Source organism: Pseudoxanthomonas beigongshangi, assembly GCF_016820515.1.
In the GTDB taxonomy this organism is placed as follows: domain Bacteria; phylum Pseudomonadota; class Gammaproteobacteria; order Xanthomonadales; family Xanthomonadaceae; genus Pseudoxanthomonas_A; species Pseudoxanthomonas_A beigongshangi.
On record NZ_JADHDV010000009.1, the window covers coordinates 64,978 to 80,609 of the forward strand.

The 15,632-nt window shown below is 67.1% G+C and carries 19 protein-coding genes; 7 read left to right on the top strand and 12 right to left on the bottom strand.

Annotated features, from left to right (window positions below):
• The first annotated feature begins 59 nt into the window (after positions 1 to 59).
• From IQ458_RS08605 to IQ458_RS08615, 3 genes are read left to right on the top strand one after another with little or no spacing between them, the layout of a single operon-like run.
• On the top strand, positions 60 to 1,208 hold the full coding sequence (locus IQ458_RS08605; protein ID WP_203322531.1) for a pyridoxal phosphate-dependent aminotransferase: 1,149 nt from the start codon (positions 60 to 62) through the stop codon (positions 1,206 to 1,208).
• A gap of 30 nt (positions 1,209 to 1,238) precedes the next feature.
• Positions 1,239 to 2,036 carry an amidohydrolase gene (locus tag IQ458_RS08610; RefSeq protein ID WP_203322532.1) on the top strand — a complete coding sequence of 266 codons (798 nt, stop codon included), beginning with the start codon at positions 1,239 to 1,241 and terminating at the stop codon, positions 2,034 to 2,036.
• Entirely contained in the window at positions 2,029 to 2,583 is a 555-nt protein-coding gene (locus IQ458_RS08615) for a DUF488 domain-containing protein (RefSeq protein WP_203322533.1), read from the top strand. The genes IQ458_RS08610 and IQ458_RS08615 overlap by 8 nt, the downstream gene beginning before the upstream one ends.
• Before the next feature lie 160 nt (positions 2,584 to 2,743).
• On the opposite strand, the gene IQ458_RS19875 is transcribed toward IQ458_RS08615, so the two are convergent.
• The 6 genes from IQ458_RS19875 to IQ458_RS08645 all read right to left on the bottom strand — a co-directional run bounded on the left by IQ458_RS19875 (position 2,744) and on the right by IQ458_RS08645 (position 8,144).
• Positions 2,744 to 3,190 carry a PaaI family thioesterase gene (locus tag IQ458_RS19875; protein WP_183642189.1) on the bottom strand — a complete coding sequence of 149 codons (447 nt, stop codon included), beginning with the start codon at positions 3,188 to 3,190 and terminating at the stop codon, positions 2,744 to 2,746.
• Entirely contained in the window at positions 3,187 to 3,567 is a 381-nt protein-coding gene (locus tag IQ458_RS08625; protein ID WP_203322534.1) for a hypothetical protein, read from the bottom strand. Before IQ458_RS08625 ends, IQ458_RS19875 begins: the two co-directional genes overlap by 4 nt.
• On the bottom strand, positions 3,564 to 4,763 hold the full coding sequence (locus IQ458_RS08630) for a PQQ-dependent sugar dehydrogenase (protein ID WP_203322535.1): 1,200 nt from the start codon (positions 4,761 to 4,763) through the stop codon (positions 3,564 to 3,566). The genes IQ458_RS08625 and IQ458_RS08630 overlap by 4 nt, the downstream gene beginning before the upstream one ends.
• A 24-nt stretch (positions 4,764 to 4,787) precedes the next feature.
• On the bottom strand, positions 4,788 to 6,683 hold the full coding sequence (locus IQ458_RS08635; RefSeq protein ID WP_203322536.1) for an ABC transporter ATP-binding protein: 1,896 nt from the start codon (positions 6,681 to 6,683) through the stop codon (positions 4,788 to 4,790).
• Between the two features lie 81 nt (positions 6,684 to 6,764).
• Positions 6,765 to 7,211 carry a carboxymuconolactone decarboxylase family protein gene (locus IQ458_RS08640; protein ID WP_203322537.1) on the bottom strand — a complete coding sequence of 149 codons (447 nt, stop codon included), beginning with the start codon at positions 7,209 to 7,211 and terminating at the stop codon, positions 6,765 to 6,767.
• A 36-nt stretch (positions 7,212 to 7,247) separates the two neighbouring features.
• A complete protein-coding gene (locus tag IQ458_RS08645) occupies positions 7,248 to 8,144 on the bottom strand; it encodes an RNA polymerase sigma-70 factor (RefSeq protein WP_203322538.1) in 897 nt (298 codons plus the stop codon).
• A gap of 111 nt (positions 8,145 to 8,255) precedes the next feature.
• Here IQ458_RS08645 and IQ458_RS08650 point away from each other — a divergent pair, with 111 nt between their 5' ends.
• From IQ458_RS08650 to IQ458_RS08660, 3 genes are read left to right on the top strand one after another with little or no spacing between them, the layout of a single operon-like run.
• Positions 8,256 to 9,773, top strand: coding sequence for a fumarate hydratase (locus tag IQ458_RS08650; RefSeq protein ID WP_203322539.1), 1,518 nt, complete (start codon positions 8,256 to 8,258; stop codon positions 9,771 to 9,773).
• Positions 9,731 to 9,943 carry a DUF4260 family protein gene (locus tag IQ458_RS08655; protein ID WP_235996698.1) on the top strand — a complete coding sequence of 71 codons (213 nt, stop codon included), beginning with the start codon at positions 9,731 to 9,733 and terminating at the stop codon, positions 9,941 to 9,943. Before IQ458_RS08650 ends, IQ458_RS08655 begins: the two co-directional genes overlap by 43 nt.
• Positions 9,940 to 10,575, top strand: a complete 636-nt coding sequence (locus IQ458_RS08660; RefSeq protein ID WP_203322540.1) for a glutathione S-transferase family protein — start codon at positions 9,940 to 9,942, stop codon at positions 10,573 to 10,575. The genes IQ458_RS08655 and IQ458_RS08660 overlap by 4 nt, the downstream gene beginning before the upstream one ends.
• 43 nt (positions 10,576 to 10,618) lie before the next feature.
• Here IQ458_RS08660 and IQ458_RS08665 read toward each other — a convergent pair whose 3' ends face one another.
• The 4 genes from IQ458_RS08665 to IQ458_RS08680 form a co-directional block, all read right to left on the bottom strand.
• The gene (locus tag IQ458_RS08665) at positions 10,619 to 11,728 is read right to left on the bottom strand and encodes a sterol desaturase family protein (RefSeq protein ID WP_203322541.1); all 1,110 of its coding nucleotides are present in this window, start codon (positions 11,726 to 11,728) and stop codon (positions 10,619 to 10,621) included.
• A 48-nt stretch (positions 11,729 to 11,776) separates the two neighbouring features.
• Complete coding sequence (gene arsC, locus IQ458_RS08670) at positions 11,777 to 12,202, bottom strand: arsenate reductase (glutaredoxin) (protein WP_203322542.1); 426 nt, start codon at positions 12,200 to 12,202, stop codon at positions 11,777 to 11,779.
• Entirely contained in the window at positions 12,202 to 13,371 is a 1,170-nt protein-coding gene (locus IQ458_RS08675) for a phospholipase A (protein WP_203322543.1), read from the bottom strand. Before IQ458_RS08675 ends, arsC begins: the two co-directional genes overlap by 1 nt.
• Before the next feature lie 73 nt (positions 13,372 to 13,444).
• Positions 13,445 to 13,930, bottom strand: coding sequence for a DUF456 domain-containing protein (locus IQ458_RS08680; protein ID WP_203322544.1), 486 nt, complete (start codon positions 13,928 to 13,930; stop codon positions 13,445 to 13,447).
• Positions 13,931 to 14,164: 234 nt separating this feature from the next.
• Here IQ458_RS08680 and IQ458_RS08685 point away from each other — a divergent pair, with 234 nt between their 5' ends.
• A complete protein-coding gene (locus IQ458_RS08685) occupies positions 14,165 to 14,374 on the top strand; it encodes a cold-shock protein (RefSeq protein WP_141453200.1) in 210 nt (69 codons plus the stop codon).
• A 110-nt stretch (positions 14,375 to 14,484) separates the two neighbouring features.
• Here the strand turns inward: IQ458_RS08685 and IQ458_RS08690 are convergent, their stop codons facing one another.
• Together IQ458_RS08690 and IQ458_RS08695 are read right to left on the bottom strand one after the other, a co-directional pair.
• Positions 14,485 to 14,964, bottom strand: coding sequence for a glycine zipper 2TM domain-containing protein (locus IQ458_RS08690; RefSeq protein ID WP_183642153.1), 480 nt, complete (start codon positions 14,962 to 14,964; stop codon positions 14,485 to 14,487).
• 161 nt (positions 14,965 to 15,125) lie between these two features.
• Positions 15,126 to 15,563, bottom strand: a complete 438-nt coding sequence (locus IQ458_RS08695) for a cytochrome c (RefSeq protein ID WP_141453198.1) — start codon at positions 15,561 to 15,563, stop codon at positions 15,126 to 15,128.
• Positions 15,564 to 15,632: the final 69 nt, after the last annotated feature.

Consider the following 15,632-nt stretch of genomic DNA (forward strand, 5'->3'; position numbering starts at 1 on the left):
ATCGCCGGACACCTTCATTGCGTACACTCCGCAGTCCCCCTGTGAGACCGGACCGGCGGATGCCTCTCGAAACCAAGCTGCCCAAGGTGGGCACCACCATTTTCACCGTGATGTCGCAACTGGCCGCCGAGCACGGGGCAGTCAATCTGGGGCAGGGCTTCCCCGATTTCGCGGTGCCGCAACGGCTGGTCGACGAACTGGACCGCGCCATGCGCGAGGGCCACAACCAGTACGCACCGATGACCGGCGTGTTGCCGCTGCGCCAGGCGATCGCCGGGAAGGTGCTGCGCTGCTACGGTCGCCAGGTCAATCCGGACACCGAAATCACCGTCACCAGTGGCGCCACCGAGGCCCTGTTCAATGCCATCCACGCGGTGGTGCGCCCGGGCGAGGAAGTGATCGTGCTGGATCCGGCCTACGACAGCTACGAGCCGGCGATCGAACTGGCCGGTGCGCGCGCGATCCATGTCGCGCTGGATCCGCGCAGCTTCGCGGTGGACTGGGACAAGATCCGCGCCGCGATCACGCCGCGCACCCGCCTGCTGATCATCAACAGCCCGCACAATCCTTCCGGCGCGATGCTCGACGAAACGGACATGAAGGCGCTGGCCGAGATCCTGCGCGACACCGGCATCTTCCTGATCTCCGACGAGGTCTACGAGCACATCGTGTTCGACGGTCGCCGGCACGAATCGGTGCTGCGCTACCCGGAACTGGCCGAGCGCGCCTTCGTGGTGTCCAGCTTCGGCAAGACCTACCACTGCACCGGCTGGAAGATCGGCTACGCGATCGCGCCGCCCGCGCTGAGCGCCGAATTCCGCAAGGTCCACCAGTACAACGTGTTCTGCACGTTCGCGCCGGCCCAGCATGCGTTCGCGGCGATGATCCGCGACGAACCGGAGCATTACGAGCAATTGGGCGCGTTCTACCAGGAAAAGCGTGATCGCTTCCGCGCGCAGCTGCTGGAAACCCGCCTGAAGCCGCTGCCGGTGCCGGGCGGATATTTCCAACTGGTGGACTATTCGGCGGTCAGCGATCTGCCGGACACCGAGTTCGTGCGCTGGCTGACCATCGAACATGGCGTCACCGCGATTCCGCTGTCGCCGTTCTACGAGAACGCGCCGGCGGATCAGCGCCTGGCGCGCCTGTGCTTCGCCAAGAATGCGGCCACGCTGGACGCGGCCATCGAACGCCTGAAGAAGCTGTAGTTTTCCATCACCAGACGGATCCAGACCGACATGCAGGACCTGCACCTTTCCCTCGTCCAGGGCATCACCCGCTGGCATGACCCGGCCGGCAACCGCGAGTATTACGGCGACCTGATCGCGCCGCTGGCGGGCCAGACGGATCTGGTGATCCTGCCGGAGACCTTTACCAGCGGCTTCAGCAACGATGCCATCGACCGCGCCGAAGGCATGGACGGTGAAACCGTCGCCTGGATCCGCGCGCAGGCGCGCAAGCTCGATGCGGCGGTGACCGGCAGCGTGCAGCTGCGCACCGGCGAGGGCGTGTTCAACCGCCTGCTGTGGGCCACGCCCGATGGCGAACTGCGCAGCTACGACAAGCGCCACCTGTTCCGTTACGCCAACGAGCACAAGCGCTACGCCGCCGGCCGCGAGCGCCTGACCGTGGAATGGAAGGGCTGGCGGATCAATCCGCAGGTCTGCTACGACCTGCGCTTCCCGGTGTTCTGCCGCAACCGCTACGACGTGGAGCGGCCGGGGCAGCTGGATTTCGATCTGCAGATCTTCGTCGCCAACTGGCCGGCGGCGCGCGCCCATGCCTGGCGCACGCTGCTGCGCGCGCGCGCCATCGAGAACCTGTGCTTCGTCGCGGCGGTCAACCGCGCCGGCACCGACGGCAACAACCTCGATTATTCCGGCGACAGCGCGGTGATCGATTTTCTCGGCCAACCGCAGGTGGAGCTGGGGCCGGGCGAGGGCGTCACCACCGCGACCATCTCGGCCGACGCGCTGGCGACGCACCGCGAGCGCTTCCCGGCGATGCTCGATGCGGACCGGTTCGAGCTTGCCTGAAGCGCCGCGCCGCATCTGGACCATCGGGCATTCCAGCCGCGACTGGCATGCCTTCGCGGCGATACTCACCGCTGCGAGCATCGAGGTCGTGGCGGATGTGCGCCGCTACGCCGCCTCGCAACGGTATCCGCAGTTCGCAGGCGCCGCGCTGATGCGTGGCCTGTCGGAGCTGGATATCGACTACCGGCCGATGCCTTCGCTGGGCGGACGCCGCGAACCGCGCCCGGACTCGGTGAACACCGCCTGGCGACAGCCGGGCTTCCGCGGCTACGCGGACTACATGCAGACGGCGGCCTTCATCGATGCCCGCGCCGCGCTGGCCGAAGTCGCCGGGCGCCGGCCGACCGCGTTCCTGTGCGCCGAAGCGGACTGGCGCAACTGCCATCGCGGCCTGATCGCTGACGCCTTCACCGCCGACGGCTGGGAGGTCCGCCATCTGCTCGACGACGGACGACATGAAATCCACCCGCTGACCCGCGCCGCGCGCCTGGTGGATGGCCACCTGGACTACTCCCTTCCGGTGCCACCGCAAGGCGAGTTGTTCTGAGCTTCATCGGCAGTTGTGGGAGCGACGTGAGTCGCGATGGGACGTCCACGGGGCGCACTCTTTCAGGCCTGTCACCTGTCACGACGAATCACGTTGGCGTTTCCGCGTGCCCGGCCATCCGGTCGCGACTTACGTCGCTCCCACATGGGAACTCAACGCATCAGCGCGCTGGACGCTCCGGCAGGATCTGGCAGACCGCCTGGCACAGCGCCAGCACCTTGCCGTCAGGATCACGCACCTCGCCGGCCAGGTGCAGCTGGCCGCGGGTGCGTTCGACGAGGCGTGCCGTGCAGACGATGTGGCCGACTTCCGGCGTCACCGGGCGCAGGTACTGGGTATTGAGCGAGGTGGTCGCGCTGGGCGGCGCGATCAGGTAGGAAAACGGACCCAGGGTGTTGTCGAGCGCAGCGACGATGAAGCCGCCCTGCATGTGGCCGATCGGATTCTGGTAGCGCGCCAACACCGGAAACCGCATGCGCAGCGATTCGCCTTCGACGTACTCGACCACCTCGCCTTGCATGTCCAGCAGGCAGGGCGGCGGGATCTGCAACGGCGCGCCCGCCGAAAACCGCGCGCGCAACAACGCATTGATGTCGACCACGCTCACGGGGTGAAGCTCAGTTCGAACGCGGCCAGGAACGGCGCGCGCGGCGGCGGCTCCAGGAAGCGCCCGTTGAGTTCCTTCTCCACGCAGACCGCCAGCGCGGTGTCGCCCTGGCGCCAGGTGCGGACGATGCGGCCGCGCGCGTCCACCTCGACGACGATCACGAACGCGGCGGTGTCGTGGCGCGGATCGGCGCAGTTGGCGACGCTGGTTTCCAGTTGCCGCGACTGCGCCTGCTGGAAGGCCGCGCGCTTCACCGGATCCAGCGAGGCCTCGTCGCGATCCGCCTGCGCCTTGGCATCGGCGAACCCCCGCGGTGTCTGCGCGGGTCCGGCGAACGGCAGCAGGGCGAGGGCGAGCAACAGGCCGGCACGGATCATGGCTTGGCCTCCGGCGGCGCGAGCCGCAGCAGCTTGCCGTCGTTCTCGTCGGTCAGCACGTAGACGCTGCCGTCCGGACCAACGCGCACGTCGCGCACGCGCTCGCCGATTTCGTTGAGCAGGCGTTCCTCCGACACGATCGCATCGCCCTTCAGGCTCAGGCGGATCAGGTTGCGCTCGGCCAGCGAGCCGAGGAACAGGCTGTCGTTCCAGGGCGAGCCGGCATGGCCGGTGTAGAACGCCATGCCGCTGAGGCCCGGCGACTTCTCCCACACGTGATAGGGCTGTTCCAAGCCGGCTTTTTCGCGGCCTTGCGCTTCCGGAATCGGCAGACCGGAGTAGTTGATGCCGTGGGTGATGATCGGCCAGCCGTAGTTGCGGCCGGGTTGCGGCAGGTTGATCTCGTCGCCGCCGCGCGGACCATGCTCGGATTCCCACAGCTTGCCGGTGCGCGGATCGATGGCCAGGCCCTGCATGTTGCGGTGGCCGTAGCTCCAGATCTCCGGACGCGCATCGGCCTGTCCGATGAAGGGATTGTCCTGCGGCACGCTGCCATCCAGGTTCAGCCGGACCAGCTTGCCTTGCAGCTTGCCCAGTTCCTGCGAGGTGGGCCGATGGTTGCGTTCGCCCTGGCTGATGAACACGTGGCCCTGGCCGTCGAAAGCCAGCCGCGAGCCGAAATGGTTGGGTCCCTCCAGCTTGGGTTCCTGCCGGTAGATGACCTTCACCTCCGTCAGCGCATCGGCGCCCAGCGTGGCGGTGGCCACCGCGGTGCCGGCGGTGCCGTTGTCGCCCGGTTCGGCGTAGCTCAGGTAAATGCGCTGGCTGGTGGCGAAATCCGGCGCGAGGACGACGTCCAGCAGGCCACCCTGGCCTTCGGCGAACACCTTCGGCACGCCCGCCAGCGGCGCGGAGATCGCGCCATCGGCGCCAACCCGGCGCAGTTGCCCCGAGCGCTCGGTGACCAGGAAGCCGCCTTCCGGCAGCAGCGCCAGGCCCCAGGGATGATCCAGCCCCTGCGCGAGCACGCTGACCTGGATGTTGCCCAGTGCGCTGGACAGGGCACGCGCGGCCGGCGGTTGCGCGGGCGCGGGTTTCGCGGCGGCGGCTGGCTGGGAATCGCCATCGCGCGCCTGGCAGGCGGACAGCGCGGTGACGGCGAACAGGGCAAGGGCGAGGGCGGAACGATGGGGCATCGGAAATCTCCCTGGGGGTTGGGGTCAACGGTAACCGGCGGCCTGCAGTTCGAACAGTTCGGCGTAGCGGCCGCCTTCGGCCATGAGCTGATCGTGGGTGCCGCTGGCCTCGAGCCGGCCTTCATTGAGCACGAGGATGCGGTCGGCCATGCGCACGCTGGAGAAGCGGTGCGAGATCAGCACCGCGGTGCGCTCGCTGGACAGCTCCTTGAAGCGCTGGAAGACCTCGAACTCCGCGCGCGCGTCCAGCGCGGCGGTTGGTTCATCCAGGATCATCACCTGGGCGTCGCGCATGTAGGCGCGGGCGATGGCGATCTTCTGCCACTGCCCGCCGGACAGATCCACGCCGGTCTTGAAGCGGCGGCCGATCAACTGGTCGTAGCCATTCGGCAGCGAGGCGATCACCTCGTCGGCCATCGAACGGCGCGCGGATTCGCGGATGCGCGCATCGTCGCCCATCGCATCCACCTGGCCCACACCGATGTTCTCGCCGGCGGTCAGGTGGTAGCGGACGAAGTCCTGAAAGATGACGCCGATGCCGGCGCGCAGATCGTCGATGTCGTATTCGCGCAGATCGCGTCCGTCCAGCAGGATGCGGCCTTCGTCCGGGTCGTAAAGCCGCGCCAGCAACTTGACCAGGGTGGTCTTGCCGGCGCCATTCTCGCCGACCAGCGCCAGCACCTCGCCGGCGCGCAGCTGGAAGTCCAGCCCGCGCACCGCCCAGCGCTCGGCGCCGGGATAGCGGAAGCCGACATTCTCGAAGCGGAAGCCCTCGCGGATCGGGCGCGGCACCGGCGCGGCCCCGGGCGGCGAGACGATTTCCGGGCGGATTTCGAAGAACGAGAACAGATCGTCCAGATACAGCGCCTGCCCGGCGACCTGCGAGAATCCGATCAGCAGGCCTTCCAGCAACTGGCGCAAGCGCAGGAAGCTGCCGGCCAGGAAGGTCAGGTCGCCGATGCTGAAATCACCGCGCACCGTGCGCCAGGCGATGTAGCCATAGGCCACGTAATAGCCCAGCGTGCCCAGGCCGGCCAGCAGCGTGCCCCACAACGCACGACGCCGGGCCAGCGCACGGTTGGCGCGGTAGAAGCCTTCGGCCAGCTGACGGTAGCGATCGATCAGGAAGCGGTGGAGGTTGAAGATCTTCACCTCCTTGGCCGTTTCCACGCTGGCGCCGGTCTGGCGGATGTATTCCAGTTGCCGCCGTTCCGGCGTCCACTGGAAGTTGAGCGAATAGCCCAGCGCGTTGAAATGCGCCTCGCCGACGAACGCGGGCACCAGCGCCACCACCAGCAGCAGGATCAGCCAGGGCGCGTACACCAGCAGGCCGGCGGCGAAACTGATCACCGTGATCGCGTCCTGCGCCTGCCCGAACAATTGGCTCATCAGGTTCATCCGCCCCATGGTCTGGCGGCGCGCGCGATCCAGCTTGTCCTGCAGGTCCGGATCCTCGAAGTCCTCCAGGTCCAGCCGCGCCGCGTGTTCCATCAGGCGGATGCTGGTGCCGTTGGTGAACAGTTCCGACAACAGCGCATCGGCATAGCTGACGAACCGGCCCAGCAGATCGGACAGGATCGCCAGGCCGAACTCCAGCGCCAGCAGGCCGAGCAAGGTGTCGAGCTGTCCATCGCGCCAAACCTCGACCAGTCCGGCCTGCGGCAGCCCGAGCCCGACCAGGCGGATCGCTTCGTCGATGATCAGCTTGCCCACATACAGCGTGGCGACCGGCAGCAGCGCGCGGATCAGGCGCAGACCGAGACTGGCCAGGGTCAGGCCGGGGCTGGTCGCCCAGATCTGTTTCAGGAAAGGCGGCAGGTTGCGCATCGCGTTGAAGCGATCGCGCAGGCTGGGGCCGGACTTTTCACCGCGCCGGGGCTTGGTGCCGGCGGCGGTGGGGGGAACGGGGGCGGAAGCCATGGCGCATTGTGCCTGCTCGGCCCGGCCCGCGGGAAACGACGTGGCCGCGCGGCCACGTCGCGTGGAATGCCTGGCGGGTGTTCAGGTTCCCGGAAGCGGCGAACGCAGTCCGACACCCATCCGGTTCCAGGCGTTGATGATGGCGATGACGAAGGTCAATTCGGCGATCTGGGTTTCGTCGAAATGCGGCAGCAGGCCGGCGTAGACCTCGTTAGGCGCATGGGTCTCGCCGACCCGGGTCAGGGCATCGGTCCAGGCCAGCGCGGCGCGTTCGCGCGGATCGTAGAACGGGCTTTCATGCCACGCGGCGAGGGTGTCGAGCTTGCGCGGCTCGACGCCGGCTTCGCGCAAGGCCTTGCCGTGCATGTCGAGGCAGAAGGTGCAGCCATTGATCTGCGAGGCGCGCTGCTTGACCAGATCCAGCAGGACGGCGTCCAGCGAACCGTGGTGCAGGCCGTGGCTGACTTTCAACAGGCCCTTGTAGGCTTCATTGGCCAGGGTGGTGTAATCGACGCGGGGGAGCGACATCGGTGTTTCCGGAATGCGCGGACGGAATGTCGCGCTTCACCCCAGGGACGGTGGCCTGTTCGCGGGCGTGACACTTCCGTGGGCTGGAAGCTTGTCCGGATTCATGACGGTCAGCAGTTCGGCGATGCGTTCGCCATCGCTGATCGCCACCATTGCCGACACCAGCCGGCCATCGCGGTAGCGCAGCACCGCCGGCTCGCCGTTGACCCGCCCCATGCGCCATTCGGTATCGGGCTGCGGACGCCGATACGCGGCCCAGAACAGGCGTGCGATGCGTTCGTTGCCGTGCAGTGGGCGGATCGCCGCGGTCGCCTTGCCGCCGCCGTCGGACACCAGCCGCGCATCCTCGTGCAGCAGCGCGGCGATCGCCTCCCGGTTGCCCACCCGCGCGGCGTGCATGAACCGTTCCAGCAGGCGCCGGTGGCGTTCCGGCGCGACATCGAAACGTGGCCGCGCGGCCTGCAGACGTTCGCGCGCGCGATGCACCATCTGGCGGCAGTTGGCCTCGCTGTGGCCGATCAGTTCGGCGATATGGCCGTAGTCGTAGTCGAAGGCTTCCTTCAGCAGGAACGCTGCACGTTCCTCCGGTCCCAGCCGCTCCAGCACGGCCAGGAATGCCAGCGAGACCTGCTCGGCCAGTTCGGCGCCATGTTCCGGACCGGGACGGTCGTCGATTTCGACCGGTTCAGGCAGCCAGGGGCCGGGGTAGCGTTCGCGCTGGAGCTTGGCGGCGCGCAGGCGGTCGATGCCCAGCCGGCTGGCGGCGGTCACCAGCCAGGCCTCCGGATCCCGGATGGCGGCAGTATCGGCCTGGCGCCAGCGCAGCCAGGTGTCCTGGACCACGTCCTCGGCGTCGCTGCGGCTGCCCAGCAACCGATAAGCGAGCGAAAACAGGCGGGAACGGTGGCTCTGGAAGGTGGTTTCGGCGTTCATGGGGCCAGGACGGGGCAGGGCGGCACGGCGTGACAACCGGCCGGGCCGCCACTTTGGCCTAAAATGACAGGCTCCGCCCGCTACCCACCGGCAGCCCCGGCTCCAAGCTCCATGACCTCGATCAAGCAAGAAGACCTCATCCAGTCCATCGCCGACGCGCTGCAGTACATCAGCTACTACCACCCGGTCGATTACATCAGGAACCTCGCCGCCGCCTACGAGCGCGAGGAGTCGCCGGCGGCCAAGGACGCCATCGCCCAGATCCTGATCAACTCGCGCATGTGCGCCGAGGGCCACCGCCCGATCTGCCAGGACACCGGCATCGTCACCGTGTTCCTGGAAATCGGCATGGACGTGCGCTGGGACGACGCCACGATGGGTGTGGAGGACATGGTCCATGAAGGCGTGCGCCGCGCCTACGACCACCCGGACAACAAGCTGCGCGCCTCGGTGCTGGCGGATCCGGCCGGCAAGCGCACCAACACGAAGGACAACACGCCGGGCGTGGTCAACGTCAAGGTTGTCCCGGGCAATACGGTCGAGGTCATCGTCGCCGCCAAGGGCGGTGGCTCGGAGGCGAAGTCGAAGTTCGCCATGCTCAACCCGTCCGACTCGATCGTCGACTGGGTGCTCAAGACCGTGCCGACCATGGGGGCGGGCTGGTGCCCGCCGGGCATGCTCGGCATCGGCATCGGCGGCACCGCCGAGAAGGCGGTGCTGCTGGCCAAGGAAGCGCTGATGGAACCGATCGACATCACCGACCTGCAGGCTCGCGGCGCTTCCAACCGCGCCGAGGAACTGCGCCTGGAGTTGTACGAGAAGGTCAATGCGCTGGGTATCGGCGCGCAGGGACTGGGCGGCCTGACCACGGTGCTGGACATCAAGGTCAAGGATTATCCGACCCACGCCGCCAACCTGCCGGTGGCGATGATTCCCAACTGCGCGGCCACCCGCCACGCCCATTTCACCCTCGACGGCAGCGGCCCGGTGATGCTGGATCCGCCGTCGCTGGAAGACTGGCCGGAACTGACCTACGACGCTTCCAAGGGGCGCCGGGTCGATCTCGACACGCTGACCCGCGAGGACGTCGCCAACTGGAAGCCCGGCGAAGTGCTGCTGCTCAATGGCAAGCTGCTGACCGGTCGCGACGCCGCGCACAAGCGCATGGTCGACATGCTCAACAAGGGCGAGCCGTTGCCGGTGGATCTGAAGGGACGCTTCATCTATTACGTCGGCCCGGTCGATCCGGTGCGCGACGAAGTGGTGGGCCCGGCCGGTCCCACCACCGCCACCCGCATGGACAAGTTCACCGAACAGGTGCTGGCGCAGACCGGCCTGCTGGGCATGGTCGGCAAGGCCGAGCGCGGCCCGGCCGCCATCGAGGCGATCAAGAAGCACCAGTCGGCCTACCTGATGGCGGTCGGTGGCGCGGCCTACCTGGTATCCAAGGCGATCAAGGCCGCGCGCGTGGTCGGTTTCGCCGACCTGGGCATGGAAGCGATTTACGAGTTCGAGGTGCAGGACATGCCGGTCACCGTCGCGGTCGATTCGCAGGGCACCTCGGTGCACAACACCGGCCCGAAGGAATGGCAGGCGCGCATCGGCAAGATTCCGGTGGTGGTGGCCTGAACCCTGGCGAAGCCCCCGAAGGCATCGCGTTGATCTGGCTGGCGCATGTCGGTTTCGATCGCGCCCTGGGATATGGCCTGAAATACGAATCGGGCTTCGCCCATACGCATCTGGGACTTATCGGCCGTGCCCGCGATCGCGGTGCGGCGGAACCAAGAGGAGCATCATGACCACCACCCTGTACTACTCCCCCAGCACCGCCAGCCTGGTCGTGCATTGGCTGCTGATCGAACTGGACATCCCGCACCGGCTGCATCTGCTGGACTTCGACAAGCGCGACCAGAAGGCGCCCGGATACCTGAAGGTCAATCCGGCCGGCGTGGTGCCGGCGCTGGATCTGGACGGGCAGGTGATCACCGAGTCGGCGGCCATCCTGCTGCATCTGGCGGATCGGCATCCGCAGGCGAATCTCGCGCCGCCGGCGGGAACGCCGGAACGCGCGCGCTACTACCAGTGGATGCTGTTCATGGCCAACACGCTGTTGCCGGCCTATCGCGCCTGGTTCTACTCCGACGAAATCGCCGGCGCGGAAAACGCCGAGGCGGTGCGCGCGCACGCGCGCCAGCGCATCGAGGCCGCATGGCAGCGCGTGGCCGATCACCTGCAAGCCGATGGTCCGTGGATGGTGGGCGATCAGCTCACCGTGGTCGATTTCATGACCACCATGCTGATGCGCTGGTCGCGCAACATGCCGAAGCCGTCCGACACCTGGCCGGTGCTGAAGGCCTACGCCGATCGCATGAAGTCGCGCCCCGCGTTCAAGGAAGTCTATGCCCGTGAAGGGCTGACCGACTGGACCTGATCGGTTCCGCGCGAGGCGGCCCGGCTGAACCGGGGCGCCTCGCTCAGTCGACGTATTCGTCGAACTTGCGCCCGCCCTGGAACGGCATCAGGTGCTGGCGCACGATGCCGCGCGGGACCGTTTCCAGCTTCATCACCCCGTACTCCTCCGGCCAGTCCTCCTGGCGCGGCGGCAGCTTGAAGGTGCCCATCAGCATGTCCACCAGCGGCAGGTGGATGGCGTAGTTCACGTCCAGGTAGTCCTTGTGCCGGGCGTGGTGCCAATGGTGGTAGCGCGGCAGCACCAGCAGGTATTCCAGCCAGCCGAAGCGGATGCCCAGGTTGGCGTGCGCCAGCACCGCCTGCAGGCCAACCAGGATCACGTAGGCGTTCACCGCCGGCGCCGAGAAGCCGAGCACCAGTAGCGGCAGCAGCACCGCGCTGCGGGTCATGACGATCTCGACGAAGTGGATGCGCGATCCGGCCAGCCAGTCCATTTCCCGGCTGGAATGGTGCACGGCGTGGAAACGCCAGAGCCATGGCACGTTGTGGTAGGCGCGATGCAGCAGCGCCTGGGCCAGATCGGCCACGAATACCGCCAGCAGGAACTGCGCCCACACCGGCAGCGACTGGATCGCGTCCTTCAGTGCCGGGAATGCGGCCAGTCCCGCGATCGTCGAAGTGGAGGCGGTGACCAGGATCAGGATGAACTGCACCAGCACGTGGCTCATGAAGAAGTACGCCACGTCCGTGCGCCAGCCCGGCCGCAGCGGCGAGATCCGGCGCTTGCCCAGGTAGCGTTCCAACGGCACGAACACCAGCGCCGAAAAGAACAGCGAGATCACGAACCAGTCCAGGCCCAGCGAGTAGGGCGTCTTGCCGATGGCGTCGAATTGCACGTTGGTGCCGCCCAGCAGCACCGCCAGGGTCGCACTGCCCACGCCGACCAGGGCGATGCGCTTGTTGCGATCGCGCAGGATCGCCAGCGTGCCGAGCACGAACGCCGCGCTCAGTCCGATCAGCAGCAGGTGGCGGGCGAACTGCTCGCTGTAGACCGCGCGGAATTCCTTGCTGGTCAGCATTTCCGGAAAGTGGAAACACAGCACCGCCATCAGGCTCAGCAGGCCGAGCAGGGCGGAGGCGTAGGCGAAGAACGAGCGGTGCTTGCGTGGCATGCGATTCCTTTCCGGACGAAGCGGGTATCCGTACCCGCCGAGTGTACGTCAGGCCAGCCGGTTTCCGGCCGCGTCCACCACCGGCTCGCCGTCTTCCTTGCTGAAGGCGCCGCGCTGCGGTTGCGGCAGGATGTCCAGCACCGTCTCCGAGGGGCGGCACAGCTTCACCGCGTCGGGCGTCACCACGATGGGGCGGTTGATCAGGACCGGGTGGGCGAGCATCGCCTCAATCAGCGTGCCGTCGTCCACGCCCGGCTGGTCCAGTCCCAGTTCGGCGTGGATGGGTTCCTTGGCGCGCACGACCTCGCGCACCGGCACGCCCATCCGCGCAATCAGCGCGGTCAGGGTCTCGCGATCCGGCGGCGTCTTCAGGTACTCGACCACCCGTGGTTCGATGCCGGCGTTGCGGATCAGGCCCAGCACGTTGCGCGAAGTGCCGCAGGCCGGATTGTGGTAAATCGTCACCTCGCTCATCAGTACCACTCCAGCAGGGAGATGCCCAGGCCGATGTAGGTGGCCTTGTGGTTGTAGTCGATCAGGCTTTCCCCGTAACCGTGGAAAGCCTGGATGTGGCCGCGGAAGCTGCGATGGATGGGAAAGCCCCAATCCAGTTGCACCGCGCCATGCGACTTGTCGCCGGTGCGCAGCGAGTGGCGCGCCAGCACGGTGAACTCGTGGCCGCCCTTGCTGTAGGTCAGCATGGCGTCGCCGCGACCGATGTAATCCTCGATGTCCGGATTGTCATCGTCGTTGCCATCCGGCACGCGCCACCACGGGCGCAGCACCAGCGCCCAGTTCTCGCGATCCAGGCCGACCGTGAAGATCACCCGGTTCCAGCTGCGCGACAGCGGATCGCCGCGTCCGTTGGACTGGTGGTTGATGCCCACCCCGGCCATGCGTCCCTTCCAGCCGCCCAGGCTGTAATTGTTGCGGAACACCAGCATCACTTCCGGCTCGTAGTTGGTTTCGCGGAAGGGGCGCGATTCCTCGCCGTTGTAGACCTGCCAGCGCGAACTCTGGGTGTAGCCGCCCCACAGATCGCCATTGTCGCCGAATAGGTTCTCGGCGAACTTGGTCTTGAAGCTCAGCTGGAACTTGGCCTCGGTGTTGTCCAGCGGCTGCGGCTCGGTCACCGTGTTGCGCGGGTTGGGCGAGTGCGGCATCTCGTTCTTGTCGCTGGTCCAGAACACCGGCATCAGGTACAGCGGTTTGTAGCCGCGCAACTGGAACACGCCCAGCTTGGAGTCCTTGGCCAGCTCCCAGCGGCTGTCCAGCAGCGAGCCCTTGCCGGCGTTGGCCAGGGCTTCCTGCAGCATCGGATCGTCAGTGCGGAACCAGGCGCCGAGGCGGCGGTGTTCGCGGTGTTCGGTGCCCGCTTCGCCCGCCTCCGATTCCTGCTGGATCTGCTGTTGATCCAGGCTGCTGCGGGCGGCGGTGGCCTCGGCGTCGGCGGCGCGGGTATCCGATGGCCGGCGTCCGAACACGGCGTCGTAGCAGGCCAGGCGGGAGGCGTCGGTTTCGATGGCCCGGCATGCCTCGGGGGTCACCACGGCGGGCTGTGGCTCCTGGGCGAAGGCCGGGGCGGTGGCCAGGGTCATGGCGATCAGGGGCGGCAGCAGGTGCCGGGTGGGGTGGGGTGTCATGCGATCGGACCAGTCAGGGGAACGGAGAAGCCGGGCGATTGTGCCCGATGGCGGAGTGATGAGGCCGACGGGGTCAGAACACCCAGGCGAACAGGAACAGGCCGAGCATCGCGAACGCCAGCCCCAGCTTCAGTACCACGCCCAGGACGATGCCCAGCCAGGTGCCCAGGCCGACCTTGGTGGCCTGGCCGATTTCACGGCTGTGCCAAAGCTCGCCCAGCAGGGCACCCACGAATGGTCCGGCGAACAGACCAATGGGACCGAAGAACAGGCCGGCGAAGGTGCCGATCGCCGCGCCGAGCAGGGCCTTGCCACTGGCGCCCACGCGCTTGGCGCCCACCAGCGTGGCGAAGAAATCCACCGCCACCGACAGCGCGGTCAGCGCCCCCAGCAGGACCACCGTGACCCAGCCGATTTGCTGGAAATCGCCCGCCCAGGCGGCCAGCAGCATGCCCGCGAACACCAGCGGCAGGCCGGGCAGCGCGGGCAGGATGACCCCGGCCAGGCCGACCAGGATGAGCACGACGGCCAGGACGTAGTACAGGGTGGTCAGGTCCAAGCGAAATTCTCCTTGTCGAATCAACAGGTTGGGCGCCGTTTCGGGTGCCCGCGGACGGTTTGCATTTTCACAAATTGCGGGTTAGTGTGCGCTCGCTGTGTTTGCCAAGGTCACCGTGAATCGTGGCCTAGATGCGGTAGATCCATGATCCGCTACATCGTTGTACCTCGCTTCCTCCTTGCAACCAGCCGCCGAGAGGCGTTTCCACCACCCAGAGTTCCAAGGAGCAAGTAGATGTCCGACCGTGAAACCGGAACCGTGAAATGGTTCAACGATGCCAAGGGCTTCGGCTTTATCAGCCGTGAGAACGGTGAAGACGTGTTTGTGCATTTCCGCGCCATCCAGACCCAGGGCTTCAAGAGCCTGAAGGAAGGCCAGAAGGTCAGCTTCACCGTCGTGCAGGGCCAGAAGGGCCTGCAGGCCGACGCCGTGCAGCCGCTGTAAGGTCTCGCCAATATTCGCGCCGGTTGTCACGACCGGACACGAAGAAAAAGCCCGACTCAGGTCGGGCTTTTTCTTTGCGCGGCGGGAATGCGTCCCGTCGCAGGACAGCGTTATCGCAGGACCACCCGGCCGTTCTGGATCCGCACGTAGGTGTTCTCGCGGATGCCGCCCAGATCGTGCTGGCTGAAGGTCAGGCGACGGCCATCGTCCATGCGCACGGTGATGTTGTAGCTATCGCCGGTGGTGCGGTTCTGGATGGCGTTGCCGGCCATCGCGCCGGCCGCGGCGCCCGCGACGGTGGCGATGTTCTTGTTGCCCTTGCTGCCGCCGGTATGCTCGGAAATCTGGCGGCCCGCGACCGCGCCGACGATGCCACCCAGGACCGCGCCGGTCGCGCTGGGCGCGGAGCGTCCGGAGGACACGACATCGATGCGCTCGACGATGCCGCAGTCGGCACAGTAGTTGTTCGAAGGCGCCGGGCGATAACCGCCGCTGTTGTAACCGCCGCCGCCATAGCCGGGCGAACTGGTGGCGCAACCGGCCAGCGCCAGCGAGGCAACGGCACCGATGGCAAACATACGAAGATTCATGGCTCCTCCTGGTTCACGTGGTCCGATCTTGGACATTCGATCAGAACCGGGTGACGCGATGGCGCGGCCCGGTCGCACGCATCCTCGCGCCACCTGCGTGAACCCCGCGACAACTGCACCGCTTCGGGCCGTCATCGCGGGCGTGAAGCGTCAGCCGCAATTCAGCCGCGGAAGTCCTGGTGACAGCCCTTGCAGCTTTCCTTGACCTGATCGGCCAGCGCCTTGGCCGCGGTGCAATCGGTCGGTGGCGTGGCCAGGCTGGCGTCGAGCTTGGCGCGGAAATCGCTGGCGTGGGTCACGAAGCGCTGATCCTCGGCCAGGCCGGGCAGGGCGAGTTCCAGATCGTTGGCCATCGTGCGCAGGGCCCGCACGTGCGGCACCGTGTCCGTGGCCGCGCAACGGCTCTGCGCCACCTTGTCGCCCAGCAGGCCCGCGTGCTTCTGCATCACGTGCATGACGCTGTCGGGGAAGGGATCCTGGCGCGCCTGGATCGCGCGCATCGCCATCACTGTGGCGACCGCGCCGATCACCAGGCCGATCAGGAACAGGAACAGGTAGCGGGAAGCGTTGGACGACTTGGCGGTCGGCTGGCTGGCCATGCGGCGGGCTCCTTTGGAAAAGTCCGTGCCATGGTACGACGCACGTCACACCTCGCGCCATGTCTACAA